The organism is Mucilaginibacter ginsenosidivorax, assembly GCF_007971525.1.
In the GTDB taxonomy this organism is placed as follows: Bacteria; Bacteroidota; Bacteroidia; order Sphingobacteriales; family Sphingobacteriaceae; genus Mucilaginibacter; species Mucilaginibacter ginsenosidivorax.
The window spans coordinates 3,985,005-4,005,776 of record NZ_CP042437.1 but is presented as its reverse complement, the minus strand read 5'-3'; the positions used below and the strand labels follow the sequence as shown (position 1 = coordinate 4,005,776).

General features: G+C 43.6%; 20 protein-coding genes. 6 read left to right on the top strand and 14 right to left on the bottom strand.

The window, feature by feature from the left end; genetic code table 11:
- Window positions 1-66 precede the first annotated feature (66 nt).
- From FSB76_RS16840 to FSB76_RS16815, 6 genes are all read right to left on the bottom strand, one after another.
- Complete coding sequence (locus FSB76_RS16840) at window positions 67-1,683, bottom strand: ATP-dependent DNA ligase (RefSeq protein WP_147055300.1); 1,617 nt, start codon at window positions 1,681-1,683, stop codon at window positions 67-69.
- On the bottom strand, window positions 1,680-2,804 hold the full coding sequence (locus tag FSB76_RS16835; RefSeq protein WP_147055298.1) for a ligase-associated DNA damage response exonuclease: 1,125 nt from the start codon (window positions 2,802-2,804) through the stop codon (window positions 1,680-1,682). The genes FSB76_RS16840 and FSB76_RS16835 overlap by 4 nt, the downstream gene beginning before the upstream one ends.
- A gap of 79 nt (window positions 2,805-2,883) precedes the next feature.
- Window positions 2,884-4,458 carry an alpha-amylase family glycosyl hydrolase gene (locus FSB76_RS16830; protein WP_147055296.1) on the bottom strand — a complete coding sequence of 525 codons (1,575 nt, stop codon included), beginning with the start codon at window positions 4,456-4,458 and terminating at the stop codon, window positions 2,884-2,886.
- 550 nt (window positions 4,459-5,008) lie between these two features.
- Window positions 5,009-5,572 (bottom strand): dihydrofolate reductase family protein, encoded by a 564-nt coding sequence (locus FSB76_RS16825; protein WP_262713516.1) that lies wholly within the window; start codon window positions 5,570-5,572, stop codon window positions 5,009-5,011.
- A 202-nt stretch (window positions 5,573-5,774) separates the two neighbouring features.
- The gene (locus tag FSB76_RS16820) at window positions 5,775-6,149 is read right to left on the bottom strand and encodes a TolC family protein (RefSeq protein ID WP_147055292.1); all 375 of its coding nucleotides are present in this window, start codon (window positions 6,147-6,149) and stop codon (window positions 5,775-5,777) included.
- Window positions 6,150-6,253: 104 nt separating this feature from the next.
- Entirely contained in the window at window positions 6,254-8,491 is a 2,238-nt protein-coding gene (locus FSB76_RS16815) for a CRTAC1 family protein (RefSeq protein ID WP_147055290.1), read from the bottom strand.
- Window positions 8,492-8,567: 76 nt separating this feature from the next.
- Between FSB76_RS16815 and FSB76_RS32160 the strand changes: the two genes are divergently transcribed.
- Complete coding sequence (locus FSB76_RS32160) at window positions 8,568-8,732, top strand: hypothetical protein (protein WP_158642914.1); 165 nt, start codon at window positions 8,568-8,570, stop codon at window positions 8,730-8,732.
- Window positions 8,733-8,961: 229 nt separating this feature from the next.
- Here the strand turns inward: FSB76_RS32160 and FSB76_RS16810 are convergent, their stop codons facing one another.
- Together FSB76_RS16810 and FSB76_RS16805 are read right to left on the bottom strand one after the other, a co-directional pair.
- Window positions 8,962-9,510: a hypothetical protein gene (locus tag FSB76_RS16810; RefSeq protein ID WP_147055288.1), complete on the bottom strand. Its 549-nt coding sequence runs from the start codon at window positions 9,508-9,510 to the stop codon at window positions 8,962-8,964.
- A gap of 152 nt (window positions 9,511-9,662) precedes the next feature.
- Complete coding sequence (locus FSB76_RS16805) at window positions 9,663-10,016, bottom strand: winged helix-turn-helix transcriptional regulator (protein ID WP_147055286.1); 354 nt, start codon at window positions 10,014-10,016, stop codon at window positions 9,663-9,665.
- A gap of 113 nt (window positions 10,017-10,129) precedes the next feature.
- Here FSB76_RS16805 and FSB76_RS16800 point away from each other — a divergent pair, with 113 nt between their 5' ends.
- Complete coding sequence (locus tag FSB76_RS16800) at window positions 10,130-10,732, top strand: FMN-dependent NADH-azoreductase (protein WP_147055284.1); 603 nt, start codon at window positions 10,130-10,132, stop codon at window positions 10,730-10,732.
- A gap of 96 nt (window positions 10,733-10,828) precedes the next feature.
- Here FSB76_RS16800 and FSB76_RS16795 read toward each other — a convergent pair whose 3' ends face one another.
- The 5 genes from FSB76_RS16795 to cobA form a co-directional block, all read right to left on the bottom strand.
- Complete coding sequence (locus FSB76_RS16795; protein ID WP_147055282.1) at window positions 10,829-11,263, bottom strand: LIC_13387 family protein; 435 nt, start codon at window positions 11,261-11,263, stop codon at window positions 10,829-10,831.
- The gene (locus tag FSB76_RS16790; protein WP_147055280.1) at window positions 11,260-11,718 is read right to left on the bottom strand and encodes an SRPBCC family protein; all 459 of its coding nucleotides are present in this window, start codon (window positions 11,716-11,718) and stop codon (window positions 11,260-11,262) included. The genes FSB76_RS16795 and FSB76_RS16790 overlap by 4 nt, the downstream gene beginning before the upstream one ends.
- A 1-nt stretch (window position 11,719) precedes the next feature.
- Window positions 11,720-12,031: an ArsR/SmtB family transcription factor gene (locus FSB76_RS16785; RefSeq protein WP_225976228.1), complete on the bottom strand. Its 312-nt coding sequence runs from the start codon at window positions 12,029-12,031 to the stop codon at window positions 11,720-11,722.
- A 293-nt stretch (window positions 12,032-12,324) separates the two neighbouring features.
- A complete protein-coding gene (locus FSB76_RS16780) occupies window positions 12,325-12,693 on the bottom strand; it encodes a DUF7009 family protein (RefSeq protein WP_147055278.1) in 369 nt (122 codons plus the stop codon).
- 6 nt (window positions 12,694-12,699) lie between these two features.
- Window positions 12,700-13,428 carry a uroporphyrinogen-III C-methyltransferase gene (gene cobA, locus FSB76_RS16775; RefSeq protein WP_147055276.1) on the bottom strand — a complete coding sequence of 243 codons (729 nt, stop codon included), beginning with the start codon at window positions 13,426-13,428 and terminating at the stop codon, window positions 12,700-12,702.
- 288 nt (window positions 13,429-13,716) lie between these two features.
- Between cobA and nirB the strand changes: the two genes are divergently transcribed.
- Together nirB and nirD are read left to right on the top strand one after the other, a co-directional pair.
- On the top strand, window positions 13,717-16,212 hold the full coding sequence (gene nirB, locus FSB76_RS16770; RefSeq protein WP_147055274.1) for a nitrite reductase large subunit NirB: 2,496 nt from the start codon (window positions 13,717-13,719) through the stop codon (window positions 16,210-16,212).
- Window positions 16,213-16,300: 88 nt separating this feature from the next.
- Window positions 16,301-16,651 carry a nitrite reductase small subunit NirD gene (gene nirD, locus FSB76_RS16765; protein ID WP_147055272.1) on the top strand — a complete coding sequence of 117 codons (351 nt, stop codon included), beginning with the start codon at window positions 16,301-16,303 and terminating at the stop codon, window positions 16,649-16,651.
- Here the strand turns inward: nirD and FSB76_RS16760 are convergent, their stop codons facing one another.
- Entirely contained in the window at window positions 16,652-17,347 is a 696-nt protein-coding gene (locus FSB76_RS16760; protein ID WP_147055270.1) for a Crp/Fnr family transcriptional regulator, read from the bottom strand.
- Window positions 17,348-17,786: 439 nt separating this feature from the next.
- Between FSB76_RS16760 and FSB76_RS16755 the strand changes: the two genes are divergently transcribed.
- Together FSB76_RS16755 and FSB76_RS16750 are read left to right on the top strand one after the other, a co-directional pair.
- A complete protein-coding gene (locus tag FSB76_RS16755; RefSeq protein WP_147055268.1) occupies window positions 17,787-19,328 on the top strand; it encodes an alginate export family protein in 1,542 nt (513 codons plus the stop codon).
- 114 nt (window positions 19,329-19,442) lie between these two features.
- Complete coding sequence (locus FSB76_RS16750) at window positions 19,443-20,732, top strand: MFS transporter (RefSeq protein WP_147055266.1); 1,290 nt, start codon at window positions 19,443-19,445, stop codon at window positions 20,730-20,732.
- Window positions 20,733-20,772 lie beyond the last annotated feature (40 nt).

Sequence of the window (20,772 nt, the reverse complement as noted above, 5' to 3'; positions counted from 1 at the left end):
GGCGAAGTTACAAAAATTTAACAATCCTAATTTCTATATCCCGGGGTGTAAGCGCGTCACAAGGCCTTATTCGCCCAGTAAAGCTTTCAAACTTTCCAGTGTATCGGCTTCTTCTTTCGGTTTATCATGCCGCCAGCGCAGTATCCGCGGAAAACGCAGCGCGATTCCTGATTTATGACGGGTTGATTTGTTGATCCCTTCAAATCCTATTTCGAAAACCAGCTCGGGCTTTACCGTACGCACAGGGCCAAATTTTTCGATGGTGTTGCGTTTAATAAAGTAATCAACCTTGTTAATCTCGGCATCGGTAAGGCCCGAATAGGCTTTGGCAAAGGGGACCAGCTTATCGCCATCCCAAACGGCAAAGGTATAATCGGTATATAAATCGGCTCGCCGGCCATGTCCTTTTTGGGCATAAATCATCACCGCATCTACCGATAGCGGATCAATTTTCCATTTCCACCAGTCGCCGCGACGGCGGCCAACCTGGTAGGCGGCGCTTTTGCGTTTCAGCATTACGCCCTCGGCTATCATGGCACGCGATTGCCCCCTTATTATGCCCAACTGTTCCCAGCTATCAAAATTGATTAACTCCGAAATCCGGAACAATTCGGCAAAGGGTGTTGTAGCCTGCAATGTTTCCAATATTACCCGCCTTTCGCTTTGCGTTTTCGGGCGGATGTCCTCGCCGTTATATTCCAGGCAATCATAAGCTATAACCGCCACCGGGCTCTCTTCCAATATTTTTTTGCTCAGGTTTTTTCGGCCTATACGGGTTTGCAGCACATTGAATGGCATAGGCAAACCGTTCTGAAAGCTCAGTATCTCGCCATCTATTACCGTGCCATCGGGCAGGGCATATAAGAAGGGATGCAACTCCGGAAATTTTTCGGTCGCCAGGTCTTCGCCGCGGCTCCAGATAAAAATTTCGCCGCCCCGTTTTATCAGTTGTGCACGTATGCCATCCCATTTCCACTCGGCCTGCCAGTCACTGGCCTGGCCAAGCGAGACACCCACCTCGCCTGGTGTTTTTTGTTTTTCGGAGGTCTCCTGTATGGGGTAGGCCAGGAAAAAAGGGTACGGCCTGGAAATGTTGGCCGCTGCGTTCTGTTCTTCCATTAATTGGGCAAACTGCAAAGTTTCGGGCATCCAGCTACCCATAATACGGTGGGTAAGAACGGCGGCTTCCAGCCCCGAGATATCAGCCAGCGCCTTGATAACCAAATTTTGCGATACGCCAACCCTAAAACTGCCGGTTAGCAACTTGTTAAACACAAAACGTTCCTGGCTATCCAGCATAGCCCAGGAATTTAGTAGCCATTCCTTTTTCTGTTCTTCAGTTTTATTGCCAAGGGCGTTTATCTCGGCTATCCATTCTGTAAGCGTTTTGCTGCTGCTTTGGTTACTTTGAGGCATCAGCAGGGCCATGGTTTCGGCAAGATCGCCTACTACGTGGTAGCTTTCTTCAAACAGCCAGGCCGGGATGTTTGAGGCTTCAATAGCCCAGTTGCGTACCAGGGTTGAGTTAATTTGCCGCTTAGGTTTCCGGCCTGTAAAAAGCGCCAGCATGTGCATTTTATCCGTATCGGGCACAGCAGTAAAATATTCCTTTAAAACCTTAACCTTCTCGCTGGTTTTATTGGTTTCATCTAATGATAGAAAAAGTTGGGCAAATGCTTTCATGGGTTAAGCCCCCCAAAAGCCTCACCTAAATCCTCTCCAAAGGAGAGGGCTTTATTTGCAGGTTCAATATTATTTCTTTCGTCTTGATTTTCAAGCTCGCTCTCCTTTGGAGAGGGCTGGGGTGAGGCTTCTTCTTCGCCTCCATACAAGGTATGTACCTCATGCGCATCAAATCCTATCCCGTTTAAATACCTTGCAAAGGTGGCTGTGTAGCCGTGAGTTAAATAAACGCTTTGGCAGCCGGTGGCGTCAATGGCACTGACGAGGCCATTCCAATCGGCATGGTCCGACAAAACAAATCCGCGGTCGGCCGCGCGGCGGCGTTTGGCACCGCGGATGGCCATCCATCCCGAGCAATACCCAAAACTATAAGGCTGAAACTTACGCATCCATGGGGTGCCCGCCGATGATGGCGGGGCGATGATGATACCTTTGCGTACATCCTCTTTCACCGAATCGGCGGTGATGCGTTCTGTGGGGTTTAAAATTACACCATTGCGCCGAAGGGCTTCGTTGGTGTTTTCAATTACGCCGTGGGTATAAACCGTGCCGTTAAATAAATCAAGATTTTGCAATATGCGCTGTGCTTTGCCAAGGGAGTATCCTACCAAAACCGTAGCCACGCCGTTATGCAGGTTGCCGCGCCACCAATTGTTAATGTCGTCAAAAATTTGCACCTGCGGTTTCCAGGTGTATACCGGCATGCCAAATGTGCATTCGGATATAAAGTGGTGGCAGCGCACGGGCTCAAAAGGTGTGGAGATACCATCATCTTCAACCTTGTAATCGCCCGAAACCACCCATACTTCGCCCTTGTACTCTACCCTGATCTGCGCCGAACCGATGACGTGCCCTGCGGGGTATAGCGATATGGCAACACCGTTTTTCATAACCGTTTCGCCATACTCCACTGTTTGTAGTTGAATTTCGCCAAGCCTGTAAAACAATACCTCGCGTGATAAATGGTGGGCCAGGTAATGCTTATGGCCCATGTAGGCATGGTCGGCATGGGCGTGGGTTATTACGGCATCGTCAACCGGTTTCCATGGGTCAATATAAAAACGGCCCTGCGGGCAGTAAATGCCGCTATCTGTAAATTCAAGGAGTTGCTTTTTCGCCATGGTACATAGTAAACCGTTGTGGCCAAAATAAGTTTGCCGCCGGCAACCTTGATAGGCTGCAGCCGGCGTATGGCCCATGCTACTCCACTGTCCAGGCAGCGATAGTGTATGCAGGGAGATTCACGGGCATCTTTCCATCATTAACCGTTGGGCTCTCTTTCCCTATAAACTGGCCTATCTTTTTACCCCGGGCGTAAGGCGCATCTACTGTTGCCGCCTGATCTTTATCAGACAAATTGACTACCACAATTACCGCCTTGTCGCTATTCTGCCTTATAAATGAAAATACCTGGTCGTTATTGTTTATTAATGTTTTATAGCTGCCTTTGGTAATTGCCCTGTTTGATTTACGCAGGCGAATCATCGCTTTGTAATAGTTAAACAATGAATTGGGATCTTTCCGTTCTTCTTCCAGCGAGATACCATCGTTTGGTTTATCATCGTTAAACTCATCCTTATAAGGGCCGGTTTGTTTGTACCAGTAGGCCATGCCCTTGCCCTGGCCGGATGCGTACCATTCAAAGGCCTGCCGTTCGGGAATTTCGTTGGCATCGGTTGCGCCAAATTTGGCGCTGGTGCCGGTCATGCCTAACTCCTGCCCATAATAAATGGCCGGCACGCCCCCCATCAGCAGGTTAAGGGCGCAACCCACTTTTAGCTTGGCCAGGTTGCCTTTTACTTCAGATGCAAAGCGCGGTACATCGTGGTTCTCTACAAAAACAACCTGCTCTTTGCCCGGTGGCAGCATGGCCAGGGTCGAATCGGCGTTGGCCATCAGTAAATCTTTCCTGAACAAACGGATGGCAAATGCCAGCCGTAAGCCAAATACGCGGTCAACGCCGCCTTTTTGCAGGTAATCCAATCCTAAGCCAAACCAGTTGGCCTGCTCGGCCACAATTTTTATTTTAGGGTTAATAGCCCGCAGCCTGGTTAGCAGCGGGTTCCAGAAGGTATCAAACAAATGGGGCAAGGTTCCTTTGTTATCCAGGTTATCCATCATATGATCTAACCGGAAACCATCAACACCATCTTCAAATTTGCCATTCTTATCCGGATCAAGCCAGTAGCTAAAAAGCTGGTAATTATACTCCTTTGATTTAGCGCTGTTTAAATTGGCTGTGGTAATTTTATGTGTTACGCCATCATAGCCCTTTAATTCGGTAAGGTTGTACACTATGGACGATGGTTTTTTATTTTCCTTATCATCCCACAAAATATAATCAGAAAACCGCGATTTGGGGTTACCCAAAGCGTCTTTCCACCATTCAGAATCTTCGGTAACATACTGGGTTTCCATATCCATATAAAACTTCATACCCCGTTTGTGCAACTCCCTTATCAGGGCCAGGTAATCCTGTAGTGTGCCGTACCTTGGGTCTATCTTCTTAAAATCGATAGCGAAGTAATTGTGATAATAAATAGATTCATAAAGCGGCGTGCATAAAATGGCTGTAACACCCAACTCCTGCAAATAATCCAGCTTTTGGCGGATGCCATTCAGGTCGCCATGATTATCGCCATTGCTGTCAAAAAAGCTGCGCTCAAAAATGTGATAAATAATCTCGTCGTCGCCTTTTTGCTTAGCAGGAAATGCAAATGAGGATAAGGCAATACATAGCAAGCCCGCGAAAGCGATAGATATTTTTATTTTCATGGTGTTATAACTGGCATGCAAAACAACAGAAACAAGTACCAATATACAATGAATAAATAGTATTTAAAATGGCGCATCTTATCTGTAAAAATTGCTCTTATTGTTTTTATGGTTCGCCGCTACTTTATTTAAGGATAATATACTCCATTATTTACCATTTTACGGCTGTTTTAATCGCCCTTCCGCCTAAACTCCTGGCTGGAAGCTATAATTCAATCTTCAGCAAAACGTAAATGACTGAAAATTAATTTATTGGAAAATACGTTAATGAGAATTATCATTTTTATGTCAATTAGGCTACTGCATGCATACGATTTTTAATAATTTAAACGTTAATCTACTTTGCGGGCGTTCTTGCCTGCAAATAGTGATAAGGTTTAGGTTTAAAGTCCCCAAGCAGCGAGTGCAAGGGGACTTTTATTGTTAAAGGGGAATCTGCATAAAATTTAGCTTTTTGGAGAAGATTAAGTATATAACCACGAAAAACCGCCTTACCTAATTTTCATCCCTGATTTTAATGTCTTCATCATCCTGTAAAGTCCAGCATCTGCTATTGTTTCTTCACTTCGTAACATAGCTCTACCATGCCGCTTTTGTAGGCGGTAACGCTTTTTAGGTGCAAGGCACGATCTTGCCCTACCTGGTCAAAAAACGGAGTGCCGTCGCCCAGGATAACGGGCAAAATTGACTGTCTTATTTCGTCGGCTAAGTTTAAGCGGATGAAATCTTTTGCAAGTTTAGCGCCACCTACCAGCCAAACATTGCTGTAATTGGGTTTTAGCCGTTCGTTCACCAATTTGTCCAGGTCGCCCGAGTAGGTTTCAATGTTTTGCCGGCTAACGGGCAGTTTTCTGTGGGTTAGTACAATAGTTGGCACATCCCCGTAAGCCCACCCGTATGATTTTGAAAGCTCCAAAGCGTGTTCATACGTACGTGACCCCATGATGTAGCAGTCTATCGTTTTAAGGAATTCAGCTGCATCCTGTTCGGTACCATTTACCCCATCCTCGTAACTATCAGCGGTATCAAACCATGAAACGCTATTGTCTTTTTTGGCTATATAACCATCAAGACTTGAAACCATATGTATGGTTATTTTACATGTGCCGCTCATCATCTATGTAATATTTGTGATTGTACATGATCGGCTGTTATTTAGTTGTTAATCAATAATATAACCCCGCCATAATTACTAAATCAAAGCGCTCAACCCGATAAAAGCTTCGCTCCCTGTTGTTCGGACAGACCCCAAAAAAAGGGCCGTCCTTTTTGAGGCAGCCCTTTTATTATCACCTTTATCAGGCTTTAAATGTTTATTATTTGCTTGCGCTCCAGCCGTCGCTCCAGCCTGTGCCACCTGCAGCTTTTGAGCTTTTTACCAGCTCATCATATTTTAATTTTTGAGCAGGGGTTAAAACAGCTTTAATTTTTTTTATTGTTGCTGTACGCAAAGGCTCAATAGCAACCAGCATTTTGGTATTATCGCCTTTAGTCTCAGTTTTAATTTTGTCAAACTTGGCCGATGACTCAGTATAAATTGCAGCAACTTTTTTGCATTGCGGATCAGTAAGTTTTAACTTTTTTTGCAATTCCATCGCTTTTTCTTCCGGTTTGCTGCCGGCTGCCATCTGGGCAAAGCTTGCTGTTGTTAATCCGATAAACAGGCAGCATAATAAAATTAATTTTTTCATCTTTTAGGTTTGATTTAAGATTGTCCGTTATTTTAAATAAATGTAGTTGGTTTTATTGAAAAACAGATAAGCTGCCAACACATTTATAATTACAAACTTACAACTTAATTTGTTTTTGCCGCCATAGGCATACACATTGTCATATCCTGTTTATCAATAAAAGTTAATTTAGCCAATTGTGTTACTTTATATTGATCTACGCCTTCTGTTATCCTCAAAAACTGGTTAGGCGATACGTTTGTAAAATGCTGAACCGTACCGCTGCCGGCCCATTTTATTTCAATATCGTCAATTACTTTTGCCTGCCCTATGCCAATTTCCTGGCGTAATGGCGATGATCCAAAGCTTCCGCCGGAGTTTACATCTTTATAAACACTTCTTTTTACACCGTTTTCGGTAAATGTTAGTTTAATGTGGCTCCCTATAGCTGCCTTATTGGCCTTTACACCATCGAGTTTCAAGCTTATCCAGTTATTATTGTTACTGCGCGGGTTAAGGTATAACGAGCTGGTGTACGAATCGCCGATGTAAGCGCCCCCCATTTGGGCAAATATATCCTGGTTGCCGGTATTTCTTAAATCGGCAAAGGCAATACCATGCCCCTTTTGCAAATTGCCCAGGCGCGATGAGGTGGTGATGTCAATAAATTTTTTCCCGCCATCATTTCTGAACATTTTATTAGGCACCAGCGACCGAAAATCGGGATTACCGGTTCCAAAATACATATCCAGGTAGCCATCATTATCAATATCGCCAAAGTTGCCTCCCATACTATAAACCACTTTATCTAAACCAACCTGGTGGGTTACATTGGTAAAAGTGCCATTGTGGTTGTTGTGGTACAAAAATACGTTGCCGGCATCAGGGATGGCTTTACCTAAAGCTGCCGCAGCGCTGTAATAGGCCAGCGGGCGGTTAAAGCTATAATCGCTCACCAGCACATCCTGCCAGCCATCATTGTCATAATCGTAAAACCAGGTAGTAAAGGTTCGTTCTTTATTTTGAGCAAAGCCCGCTTTTTGGGTTACATCTTCAAAATCAACCTTGCCGCCTTTAATGCCTTTGTTCCTGAGCAGGTATTTACTGCCGGTCATGGTCGAAATAAAGATATCCGGATAACCGTCGTTATCATAATCGGCAGATGTTACGCCTTTTACAAATGACATAACATCGCAGTGCGCTTCTTTGGTAACGTTGGTGAATGTACCATCGTGATTATTAATGTACAACATACATGTTGATGAATTGCCGTCCATATCCTGTGTCGAGGTCTCGGTACCAACAAAAACATCCAGCCATCCGTCGTTATTAAAATCGGCCCAGGTGGCTGTTTGGGTTGGATGGAAATATAACAGGCCGCTTGGTATTGTTACGTCGGTAAAAGTACCATCACCATTATTACGCAGCAACGAGCTGGGCTGATTGCCATAGCCTTTGGTAAGCCACGCGCCTCTTAATACAAAAAGGTCGATATTGCCATCGTTATTATAGTCGGTTTGCTGAATATTAAGCCCCCCGGTTACCCCCTTAAGGCCGCTGTACTCTGTACGATCGGTAAATGTACCGTCCTTATTGTTTTCAAAATAGTGCATCGGGTCGCTCAAATCCCAGGCCGATGTGACGATATCCAGGTAGCCATCGTTGTTAAAATCATCAACAGCAACCCCTCCTGCCCTGCCGTTAACATTTAGGCCCAGGCTTTTTGCAATATCTTTAAATGGTTTTTGTCCGGCAACACTGTCGGCATTCAAACCGGGAATCAAAACATTTTTTGGAACATTTTGCGGGTACTCGCCCAATGTCATGTAGGCAATGTTAAGCAACCACCTTGATTCCATATCATCCGGATGTACCTTTAAAATAGTTTTATAAACCTGGATAGCTTTCCTTGATCCGGTTTGAAGTTTGTGTACACCATCATTTTTGATGGGAAAAATGCACGACGAACCGGTATGGTTAAGCATGCAATTGCTGCGTTCGCCAAGGCGCATATATGCAATGCCCACATCAGACAACAGGCGGTCTGATGGCATAAACTCCAGTCTGTTTATTATATTTTCATAAATGCTTACCGCCTTTTCTTCCTGCCCGGCCATAATCAATAGCGATGCCTGGACCGACAAAAGCCGGGAGTCCTGGTCGTTAGGCGGTATTTTAACCAACGAATCGCAATAGGCGATCTTTACTTCGGGGTTAAACGGGTTTGCCATGTCGTTGTTTTTTTTATTCAATTGCTGTAGCAACTCAATCATTTCCTGGTGCGATGATTTTGGACTTGATGCTATTATGGTAAAGCCTATTGCTACAATGAGCGTTAGGGCTGCGGCTATTTTTATTTTCATTTTGGGCTAATATGATATTATCTTAAAAGCGATATTATTTCAAACACCTGCTTTTTAATAAATAAAGTATTGATATATGCTGGTAAAAGTCTGGGCGGGCAAAGCCACGGCCAAACAGGATGCCAATCCGGATGAGATACTATTAACTACGCATTTTGAGTGCTGTGTAGAAACCAGAAATGTTTCCTATGAGGTATCCAATTTTCCTGTCATCCTGAGGTACGAAGGATCTATCAGCTGAGCGTGACCGATAGAAAAGTTCGCGAATAGATCCTTCGTACCTCAGGATGACAGGTTGGAAACTTTCAGACTTACGAAGTTTTAAAAACTTCGTAAGTCTTTCGCCTGCGTGCCATTCTGCCCTTTATAGTTTGCAAAATTTTACAACTTAGCGCGGGCGTAAACACACCTGAAAACATAACATAACAATAGTAGTTAATGGTATCCTTAACGAGTTAGGCATTAAGAAATCAGCAGGTAACCTTAGGCGGTTGCTCGGGAATATCCTGGTGATAGTGCACCAGTGGCTGTACGGGTTGTACAATATTTTTTTGAATATTTTTTATAGGGCAGCAAAACTCAATGTGCGCAAAGGCTACACTAACGTTGTCCTGCATAATGGTTTTGCCATAAGGCACATGGTCTTTTTGTGGTACCGGAATATCTTTAACCCCTTTGGCATTCAGCACATTTTTATCAACCGGGCGTGTAGTTTCATAATTAGGAATGCACATAAGGTGTATGGCCGTACGTGTAACCTTCATTTTTACGTAGTTGTAATTGGTATTACCAAATTGTATTTGCCCGGCTATATTTTCAAACCGTTTCCAATCATGAATATTGGGCAAATTAACCGGGATGGCTATTTCAGTAAGGTCTTTAACATCATACAAACCCTTGCCCACCTGTTGGTTGTAAAATTTATTGGTTTTATAAACCAGGTATTGATGCAATGCCAATTGACCGCCAATATTTAGCAGGTGAATACTTAGCAATAAAAGGGCAACAATCTTTTTCAAGCTGATTTATAGGTATAAAGATGTTTAAAGGTGCGATTTATAAATATATTTTCAAAATTTATTTATAACTATAAGTAAATAGTAATATTCATTAATTGGAAAACAGACCGCCATTGCGGGTGATAACCAGCGAATGCTGTAAAAAACAGCATTTATCGCTCCCTTCGCAGCTTATCGCGATGCATAGTGCCCCATTTAGATAGGGCAAGCAATATATCACTCAATGTATCGGCGTACTCGGTTACCCGGTACTCAACTACCACCGGAGTTTGGGTATGCACCGTTCTTGATATAAAGCCATTTAGTTCCAATTCCTTTAACTCGGCAGATAATACCCTGGCCGAAATCCCGTCAACGCTGCGCTGTATCTCGTTAAAACGCTTTCCCCCATCCCTTAACGCGGCAATCACCCTCAGTTTCCATTTACCGCCAATTACATACAACGCATCGCCAATGGGCGTAAGTACCGCGTTACACTCCGGAGACAGGCCTGCTTTATTATCCATAATAATTTGATTTTCAATTCAGTATACAAAAGGATAGCACTAACCTTTTGTATACTACTAATATTTTATAACCAAATGTAAATAGATTTGGCGGCATTAAAACAAAAAAAAACATGAAAAAGATATTGCATATTATTTCGAGCCCGAGAGGCGCGGCGTCACTAAGTATTCAATTAGGCAATGCCATTATCAAACAGTTAATTGGCAAATACCCGGGCAGCATCGTTCATGAAAACAACCTGGTGAACGAGCAATTTCCGCACCTCGAAGAAGCGCAAATCGCTTCGTTTTTTACCCCGGCGCAAAGCCGCACACCAGAAAACATCCTGGCCGCTAAACATTCGGACGATGCCATTGATGAGATCCGCGAAGCGGATATTATTGTAATTGGCGCTCCGGTTTATAATTTTGGGATTCCTTCTGCTTTAAAAGCCTGGATAGATCATATCGTAAGATCGGGCGTTACCTTCAAATACGATCAAAATGGTGCGGCGGGGTTAATTAACGGAAAGAAAATTTATATTGCCATGGCTTCGGGAGGCATTTATTCCGACGGTCCCATGAAACCGTTTGATTTTGTAGAGCCTTATCTTAAACATATTTTCAGCTTTATAGGCATCTCAGACATTACCGTGTTCAGGGTAGAGGGTTCTGCAATACCGGGTGTACAGGATACTGCGCTTGAAAAAGGGATCAGCAGTATCCATTTAAATTAATACACACTAATTAAACGCGGATTTCTTCGAATTTCACGAATTAAAAGTCACGGCTCCGGAGATAATTGCCGCAATTCTAAGAAATCCGCGTCTAATTTATGCCTGTATTGTTGATTTCCCTCGTTTTATAACCACCAGCGCAATAACCGAACACAGGCCGGCCAAAAATGTAAATGCTGCTGCAAATGGAAAGAAATAAATATACTCGATAACGCCCATAACCAGCAGAAAGACTGCCAGCACCGGCAACAGGCTTTTGGTTAAAGGATTGGCACTTTGGCTGCCAAATAACCATAAAAAAATAGCAACCAGCGGCAATACGCCTATCATAATAAAACCGTATCCCTCAAAAAAGCCGGCTAATGTTACCGACCTGCCCATGAAATCAAAGTGCTGGCTTTGCATGCCGTTAATAACCTGGCCCACTGCAGGGTTTGGCGCATCTTTCCAGGTAATAGCGCCAATGGTGTGGCCAAGGGTATGCAGCAACATCAATATCGCTGCAATACGTAATAATAGTTTGGCTGTCATAGTTCGGCAGTTTGTTTGTACAGGTCCATGATATGGCCCCAGCCCTGATCCATACTTTCAACAGCTTTGGTGCCTGCCAGCCTGTCCAGGTTTTTATGTTCAAATTTAATCCGGGTACATTTGGGGCCATCGGCTATAAAATGCACCTCAACTTCGGTAACAAGGGCAGGATCAAATTTAAAATCGCCGTTAATTTGCCATATCAGCACCAGTAAATCATTGGGTTGCCAGGTGTGCACGTATCCAACTTCGGCTTCGGCACCATCTTCGTGCCTGGAGTACCAGCGGCCGTTTAAGTTGGGTTCCAGCACCATTTCGGTCATGGGGGTACTGCCAATGTGGTGTGTTCTGGGCCACCACAGGTCTATTTTTTGAGTAAAAACCTTAAAAGCTGTGGCTTGCGACGCCTCAACCGTTAGCTCTTTTTTAATGGATGTTAAGTTTAGGATATTCATACTATTGTTTTTCTTGTTCTGCAATCAGTTTAAATGCTGCCAGTGCATCGTCCCAAAATTTGTCGAGGTAGTTGCGCATGGCCAAAACACCTTCCCTGTTTACTTGGTAAATGTTTTTGGCACCCTGCTGATGGATGTTTATCAGTTTGGCTTCTTTTAAAACCTTCAGGTGTTGCGATACCGCCGGGCGGCTAACAGGCAAGCCATCGGCAATATCAACCACGGCCAGCGGCCTGTCGCGCAGTTTTTCGAAGATTAATCTCCGGGTCGGATCACCCAATGCATTAAAGGCTTTTTCGCTCGCGCTCATCATATTAAAAATGGTAAGCAATAGCTTACCGTAAGTACAAACTTACTATTAAATTTTATTCATGCAAATAAAAAGTAAAAAACATTTCGGCTTACACATTGATTTACTGCCTGTTAGGTTCTATACAACACTATCCGCTGCTATTAAGTCGGGGAGGCTTATTTGCTGGGCACTTTGTGATAGATAAATAATAGCCTCATTGTAAAGGGTATCTGAAGAACCAGTTTGAAAGAAAGAAAAGTCGACTTCAGGAGAAATTATAAATTGCAGGAATAACAACACTGATATAACCTGCGTTATGCCTTTTTCTTCGTAAAATTTTCAACCAAAGGGTTTGGGTAATTATCACTCTGGTCTTCGGCTACATTATCCAGGCATTTAAAATCTTTTTCAACAAGCAGGTACATTTCGCTGCTATTGTTTTCATAGCCAACGCGGTCGGTACTGGTCCATTCAAGCGCCAAAGCGGCGGGCATATACATGGTAATGGTATTATCGGTAAAATCTGCCGTTAAAAATTCGGTCTCGGTACGCTGCAGGGCGTATTTAAATGTGCTGGTACCAAATTTGGTGCTTTCTTCCAGGTACCCATCCCTGCCAAAGGTTTCTACATCGGTTTTGGTAAGACGATAGCGTAACGAGTTTCCTTTTATCCTGATTTTCATACTTGTTTAATTGTTAACGTTAACCACATCGCCTATAATAATAATAGCCGGATAGGTAAGCTGGTTTTCGGCGGCGATAGCTACCAGGTCTTTAACCTGCCCCCGCGCCGATTTTTGTTTAGGTAGCGATGCGTGCTGAATAATAGCGGCAGGCGTATGCCCTTTACCCGAGGCTACGTAGGCAAGGGCAATTTCGGCCAGCTTTTTCATGCCCATATATATAACTACAGTGGCGTTGCTTTGCATAGCGCAGGCCAGATCGGCCGATAGGCTGCCGTCTTTTTTGGTTCCGGTAACCATCCAAACACTTTCGCTTACCAGGCGGTGGGTTAAAGGAATATCCTGAAGGCCCGATGCCTGCATGCTGGTAACACCCGGTATATAATGTGTAGTTATGCCATGCTGCCTGGCGTAAATAATTTCTTCAAAGCCGCGACCAAATATAAACGGATCGCCGCCCTTTAACCTCACTACATTGCCTTTGGTAAAAGCGTAATGCTTAATCAGCTCGTGAATTGTTTCCTGCGGGGTATAATCGCCGTAGGGTTGTTTGCCTACATACACCTTTTCGCAGTCGTCGCGGCAAATATCCAGCAACTCTTTATTGGCCAGGTTGTCATATAATACAACATTTGCCTGCTGTAATACCTTATATCCCTTCATTGTTATCAATTCCGGGTCTCCGGGACCAGCCCCAAGCACAAAAAGTTCAGGATTTTGAGTAATTTTTTGCATAATTTGAATTTTCACATCAAAAAACAAGCTTTTGGCCTGTTTTATTTTGATGATTTTGATAAAATGTTAAAATCAAACATTATGATTGATATAAAAAATGATATAAATTATATCATTAGCACTAAATTAACAATTAAAACATCAATAAACATGATTTATTTAATAAAAATCTTAAAATAAATTTCCATTTAATGTTTTTTTGAGTTATTATTGTGATATAAATGAAATCAGGGTCGCATTTGGTTCATTTAAGTTTGAAAATTGCTTTAACATTTAAAAAATTCCAACATGTCAAAACCAACCATTATTGTTGTTGGCAACGGTATGGTAGGCTATAAGTTTTGCGAAAAACTTTTAGCCAGATCAACCCAGTTCCAAATAATTGTTTTTGGCGAAGAGCCCCGTCACGCTTATGACCGGGTACATCTTAGCGAGTATTTTAATGGCAAAACCGCCGATGACCTGTCGCTTTCCACTTTATCATGGTATACCGATAATGGCATCGCGCTGCATTTAGACGATCCTATCCAGGAGATTAACCGCACAGCAAAAACCATCCACTCTTTAAAAGGTATTACCTTAAAATACGACTATCTGGTATTAGCAACCGGTTCATCTGCTTTTGTGCCCGATATCCCGGGGATAGAAAAAGAAGGCGTATTTGTATACCGCACCATTGAAGATCTTGAGCTTATAAAAACCTACGCTGCCAATGCCAAATCGGGAGCTGTAATGGGTGGCGGGCTGCTTGGCCTCGAGGCGGCCAAAGCCCTGATAGATTTAGGTATTACCGAAACACATGTTATTGAATTTGCGCCAAGGCTAATGCCAAGGCAAATAGATTCGGCAGGGAGCAACATGCTGCAGATGAAGTTAAGCCAGCTGGGCCTGCACATTCATTTAAATAAAAGCACAGCCGCCATTGCCGGCGATAAAAAAATCCAATCTTTAAAGTTTAATGATGATAGCCAGCTGGCAGTAGATATGCTGGTAATATCGGCCGGTATCCGCCCGCGCGATGAGCTGGCAAAACTGGCAGGCCTGCATGTGGGTACCCGCGGTGGTATAGTAGTGAACGAAAAAATGCAAACCAGCGATGAGCATATTTACGCCATTGGCGAATGTGCTTTATACGAGGGCATGATATATGGTTTGATTGCGCCCGGTTATGAGATGGCTGATATTGCAGCCGCTCATTTAACCGCGGCCGATAAATCTTTTTACGGTTACGATATGAGCACCAAGCTTAAGCTGATTGGTGTTGATGTGGCCAGCTTTGGTGATGCCTTTATAACCGAACCCGATTGCCGCACCATTTTATTTGAAGATACCCATAAAGGAATTTACAAGCGCATTAACATTACCAATGATGGCAAAAATTTACTGGGTGGTATTTTAATTGGCGATGCAGAAGCTTACAACATGCTGCTGCAAACCGTTAATAATAAAATAATACTCCCGCCCGATCCCGAAGATTTAATATTGGGCTCAAGAGGCGGTGCTGCAAGCGAAGGTGCCGGAGTAATGAACCTGCCCGACGATGCGCTTATTTGCTCATGCGAGGCGGTAATCAAGGGCGCAATCTGCTCGGCAGTAAGCAATGGCGGAGTTACCAGCATTGATGGCATGAAAAAGGGCACCAAAGCCGGCACGGGTTGCGGCGGCTGCGTGCCAATGGTGAAAGATTTAATTGCCGGCACCCTTAAAGCAAACGGACAATATGTTAAAAACTCTATCTGCGAGCATTTCGATTACTCGCGCCAGGAGTTGTTTGACCTGGTAAAGATTAATAAATTAAAAAATTACGACCTGGTGCTTGATCATTACGGCAAAGGCGACGGTTGCGAAACCTGCAAGCCGGTTGTTGCCAGCATACTATCAAGCCTTTGGAACGATGTGATTGTAAAACAGGAAGTAATACAAGATAGCAACGACAGGTTTTTGGCCAATATTCAAAAAGGAGGCACCTATTCTGTAGTGCCACGCATACCCGGCGGCGAAATTACACCAGATAAACTGATAGTAATTGGACAGGTTGCCAAGCGGTACGGCTTATATACCAAAATAACCGGCGGCCAGCGCATTGATATGTTTGGCGCGCACTTAAGCGATTTGCCGTTAATTTGGAAAGAGTTGATAGACGCCGGCTTTGAAAGCGGACATGCATATGGCAAGGCTTTGCGTACAGTAAAAAGCTGCGTAGGCAGTACCTGGTGCCGGTTTGGTTTGCATGACAGTGTAACCTTTGCTATCGAGATTGAAGACAGATACAAGGGCATCCGTGCACCGCACAAACTCAAAGGTGGCGTAAGCGGCTGCGTACGCGAATGCGCCGAGGCACAATCAAAAGATTTTGGAATTATAGCCACCGAAAAGGGTTGGAATTTATATGTATGCGGCAACGGCGGATCAAAACCACAGCACGCGTTGTTATTGGCTACCGATATTGATAAAGAGACGTTGGTAAAATACCTGGATAGGTTCCTGATGTTTTATATAAAAACTGCCGACCCGCTAACCCGCACCGCAACCTGGCTTAATAAACTGGATGGCGGAATGAGTTATCTTAAAAATGTAATTGTAAACGATAGCCTGGGCCTGGCCGAACAACTGGAAGAGGAGATGCAAATGCTGGTTAACTCCTACCACTGTGAATGGAAAGAGGTTATTGAAAGCCCGGCCATGCGTAAACGCTTTGCCCACTTTATTAACGCGCCCGAAGAAAAAGATCCAACCGCCCAGTTTGAGCCAATGCGCGAACAGGTGAAAGCCAAAGGATGGTAGGTTTCAAAGTCAAAAATCAAAAGTAAAAAGTCAAAAAAAAGGCTACAGGTTCAACAAGGGCTTGTCCGGCCGATAAAAATATAGCACAATGGAAACAGCGATAGAAACCAAATGGATAATGGCCTGCTATGTGGATGATGTGCCCGAAAATGGCGGATCGTGCATTAAACATGGCAATGAGCAGATAGCCATATTTAACTTTGCCCGCCGCAACGAGTGGTATGCCACTCAAAATCTTTGCCCGCATAAACAGCAAATGGCTATTTCGCGGGGAATGATTGGCAGTACCGGCGAAAGCTGCGAACCAAAGGTAGCTTGCCCCTTTCACAAAAAAGCATTCTCGTTACTTACCGGCGAATGCATCGGCGAGGAAGAACTGACTATAAAAACTTACCCCGTTAAAGTAATCGACGGAAAAGTATTTATAAGCGTAGCGTAACTAAAGGCTGGAATCCTGGGTAAGGGCAAATAATTTGTCCAGGTCGGTTATACTTATTTTTTTGCCATTGGTGGTAACAATACCATCTTGTATCAGTTCATTAACTACTCTAAAAACGGTTTCGTAAGTTGCGCCTGCAAATGAAGCCAGATCCTGCCGCGTAAGCTCGATATTAACATGCCCTTCATCATTAGTCCCAAACTGATCTTTAAGGGTTATTAAGGCGTGTGCCACACGCCCCTTTACCGGCATATGGGCCAGGTTGCGCATTTTCTTTTCTGCCTCCTGCAGTTCATCAGCAAAAAACAGCATCAGTTCATAAGTAAAATGAGGATTTACCTTTAAGGTAGCCTCAAAAAACTCCATATCTATATAACATATAATACCGGCTTCTAACGCCGTTGCCGAAATTGGGTAATGCGTGGCGTGTTTACCCAAAACCCGGTGGCCAAAAATAGCGCCCTTATTGGCAAAGCGAATAATCAGCTCCTTATCGGCCCCCCATTTTTTATGAACCTTAACATTACCCTCGTAAACAAAGTAAATACCGGTAACCGGGTCGCCTTCACTAAAAATAACCTGTCCTTTTTTAACAGCGAAGTTTTTTTTATTGGCCGCAACTGCAGGCAGCCACTCTTTAATGCAGCTTTTACACAAAAAACAAGTTTGATTATCGCACTGAGCTTTTTTTTTCATTTCGGGGTACAAATTTCTCTATTTACCAGCATTAAAAACCGGTTAAATTATATTTTGTTCGAAATTATCGAGTTTAAAACCTCAATAATTCAATGGATTTATATTTTTTATCGAATTTATTGCAAAAAATTCATTTTAACCACATCTAAAAATTATCAAAAACACATTTTAGTAATTTTTTTGACTTGCAAATTTAAATTTTTGCTAAAAATTCAACATTTACATGATTTTAATCATAAAAATCAACTTTAAAACGAATTAATTTGCATCTAATCATGAAATAAGATATATTTATGCTAATTAAATGATCATTTAAACAAAAAAGAAGTCGCCTATGGTGAAAATCAAAAAAATATAAAAAAGCCCTGCCGGGAGGTCGCATTCCCAGACAGGGTTAGTCCAGTTTTTAATCGCTTTAACAAATAAAAAACCAACTCAAATGTACAAAAATGTATCTAATCAATACACCATTGGCAAAATTCTATTAATTATATCATGTTTTATCTCCTATAATGCATCGGCACAGCTATCTGTAACCGGGCAGATTAAAACAAGGGGCGAGTTACGTGATGGTTATGGAACTTTGGAGCCAATTGGTAATAAAACCGCGGCCTTTGTATCGCAACGAACGAGGCTTACCTTTAATTATAAAAGCAGCCGCCTTATTTTCCAGGCATCCGTACAGGATGTAAGGCTTTGGGGCCAGGATGCATCAACCATCACCATTAATGATGGTAACCGCTTAGGTGTTCACGAAGCCTGGGCCGAATTAATTCTATCCAATAAAAAAGATACTTCCTTCAAATTCTCTCCTGTTGATTATTTTGCCATTAAAGCAGGCCGCCAGGAACTTGTTTATGACGACGAACGCCTGTTAGGCGCATCGGACTGGTTGCAGCAGGCACGCAGGCACGATGCCCTTGTTTTTAAACTACAGCAATCGGGCTGGCAGCTTGACCTGGGCTTAGCCTTTAACCAAAGCTCGGATGCTATTAATTACAACGGCACCTATTATACCCCTGCAAATGTGCCCGCAACGGTAAAGGACAGCAAAGGCAATTTGGCCAATACGCCGGCCGGCCTTATACCACTGGTTAATGCTGCGGGCATCAGTTCAAAAACAGGAAGCCCATCATTTTTAAACCCACCGGGTACCAACGGCTTAAATCAAAACTACAAGTCGCTTGAATATTTATATGTTGCCAAAAAAATCAACAAAACAAAAATATCCGGTCTGTTTTTGGCAGACCAATTTGGCAAGTATAAACTCGATTCGGTAAAAAATGTATCTGGCACAGACGAAGGTTACATTTACGGCCGCCGCTTTAACCAGGCCGGTGTAAATACAAGATATACAACCGGTTTGCTGGTAAACCCAGTATTTGGCGATAAAGACCAATGGGGCATAAACGGAGGCTTTTATTACCAGGGTGGCCATGATAAAGACGGCCTTGACCTGAGCGCCTATACCTATACAGTGGCCTTATTATACAAAGGAAAAAACTGGGGCTATACCGCCGGCTGGGATTACCTTTCAGGCAACGATGCCTTGTCAACCTCAAAAACCAACCACCGGTTTGATCCGCTGTATGGCACACCTCACAAGTTCTGGGGCTATATGGATTTCTTTTACGCGGGCAGCGGTTCGCCAACGGGAGGCTTAAGTAACCCCTATTTGAAAATTAAATATCTTTCAGATAATAAACGTTTTAGCACCGAACTGGCTAATCATTATTTCCTGCTGGCCCAGGATCAAAAAGGAACAAATGGGCAGGCCATTGGCAAATACCTGGGCACCGAGTTTGATTTAACCAACAGCTATAAGCTTAACAAGTTTACTACGGTTGATTTGGGTTTATCATACATGGCCGCAACCAGTAGTATGGAATATGCCAAAAGCCTAACACCGGGTTCAAGCAAACTGCACCCGTTTTGGGCCTACCTGCAGCTAAACATCAAACCGGAATTTTTGAATAAATAATATGTGAGCTCAAAGCCGAAGGCTTAAGGCCCAAAGCGAAGAATGGTAAAAATTAAAATAAACACTAAAAGCTTTTGGCCTTTCGCTTTCAGCTTTTAGCTAAAAAAACAGATCATGGAAAAACAACTGACCAAACTCAATATATTTTCATTAAAGGGCGTTCAAATGCGCACCTTTCATATTACCTGGCTTATGTTTTTTGTGTGCTTTTTTGGCTGGTTTGGCCTGGCACCATTAATGCCAACCATACGCGCCGAACTGCACTTAACCAAAGGACAGGTAGGTAATACCATTATAGCATCTGTAGCGGCAACCATAATTGCCCGCCTTATTATTGGTAAGCTTTGCGATACCTGGGGGCCACGCAAAACAGCCGTCAGGCTATTAATAGTTGGCTCTATCCCGGTTTTTTTGGTAGGGCTTGCTCATGATTACACTTCGTTCCTGTTGTTTCGCCTGGCTATAGGTGTAATTGGTTCATCGTTTGTAATTACCCAGTTTCATACATCTATGATGTTTGCACCCAATATAAAAGGTACTGCCAATGCGGTAACCGGCGGCTGGGGTAACCTGGGCGGCGGTGTAACTAACATGGTTATGCCCTTAATATTTGCAGCAATTGTAGGTGCCGGTTTTACCAAGGCCGAAGCATGGCGCTACGCAATGATAGTACCGGGCGTAATGATGCTTATCATTGCCTTTTTATATAATAAATACACCAAAGACACGCCGAACGGCAACTACGACGAAGTAGGCTATGCCAAAACCAACTCTACCAAAACCGATTGGTCGATACTTGCCGACTGGCGTGTTTGGGCCCTGACAATGGCCTATGCGATGTGTTTTGGCATGGAAATTACTTTTGACAATGTGGCCTCGTTGCATTTTGTAGATACTTTCCACCTGTCGCAAAGTTCGGCCGGTTTCTGGGCGGGTATTTTTGGGTTTATGAACATTTTTGCCCGCGCTTTGGGCGGTATTGTATCTGATAAGGTTGGCGGCAAATTCGGCATGCGCGGCAAAGGCTTATTGCTTGCCGGTGTATTGCTGTTAGAGGGTGCCGGGCTTATCCTGTTTGCCAACTCGGGCAACCTTACTGCTGCTATCATTTCCATGCTTTCATTTGCGCTGTTTCTTAAAATGTCAAATGGCGCCACTTACGGCATTGTGCCGTTCATTAACAGTAAAAACGTTGGCATGGTAAGCGGTATAGTTGGCGCTGGCGGTAACCTGGGTGGCATGCTGTTCGGCTTCCTGTTTAAATCAACCACCATCACTTACGTGCAGGCTTTTACCTATATCGGCATAGCTGTTATGACAGTATCTGTAATTGTGCTGATAACCCGTTTTCAAAAACAAACAGTAACAAAAGAAGTAGAAGAACCGATGGTTGCGGTAGCGTAGCCTCACCCTGCCCTCTCCAAAGGAGAGGGTTCTGAAAATC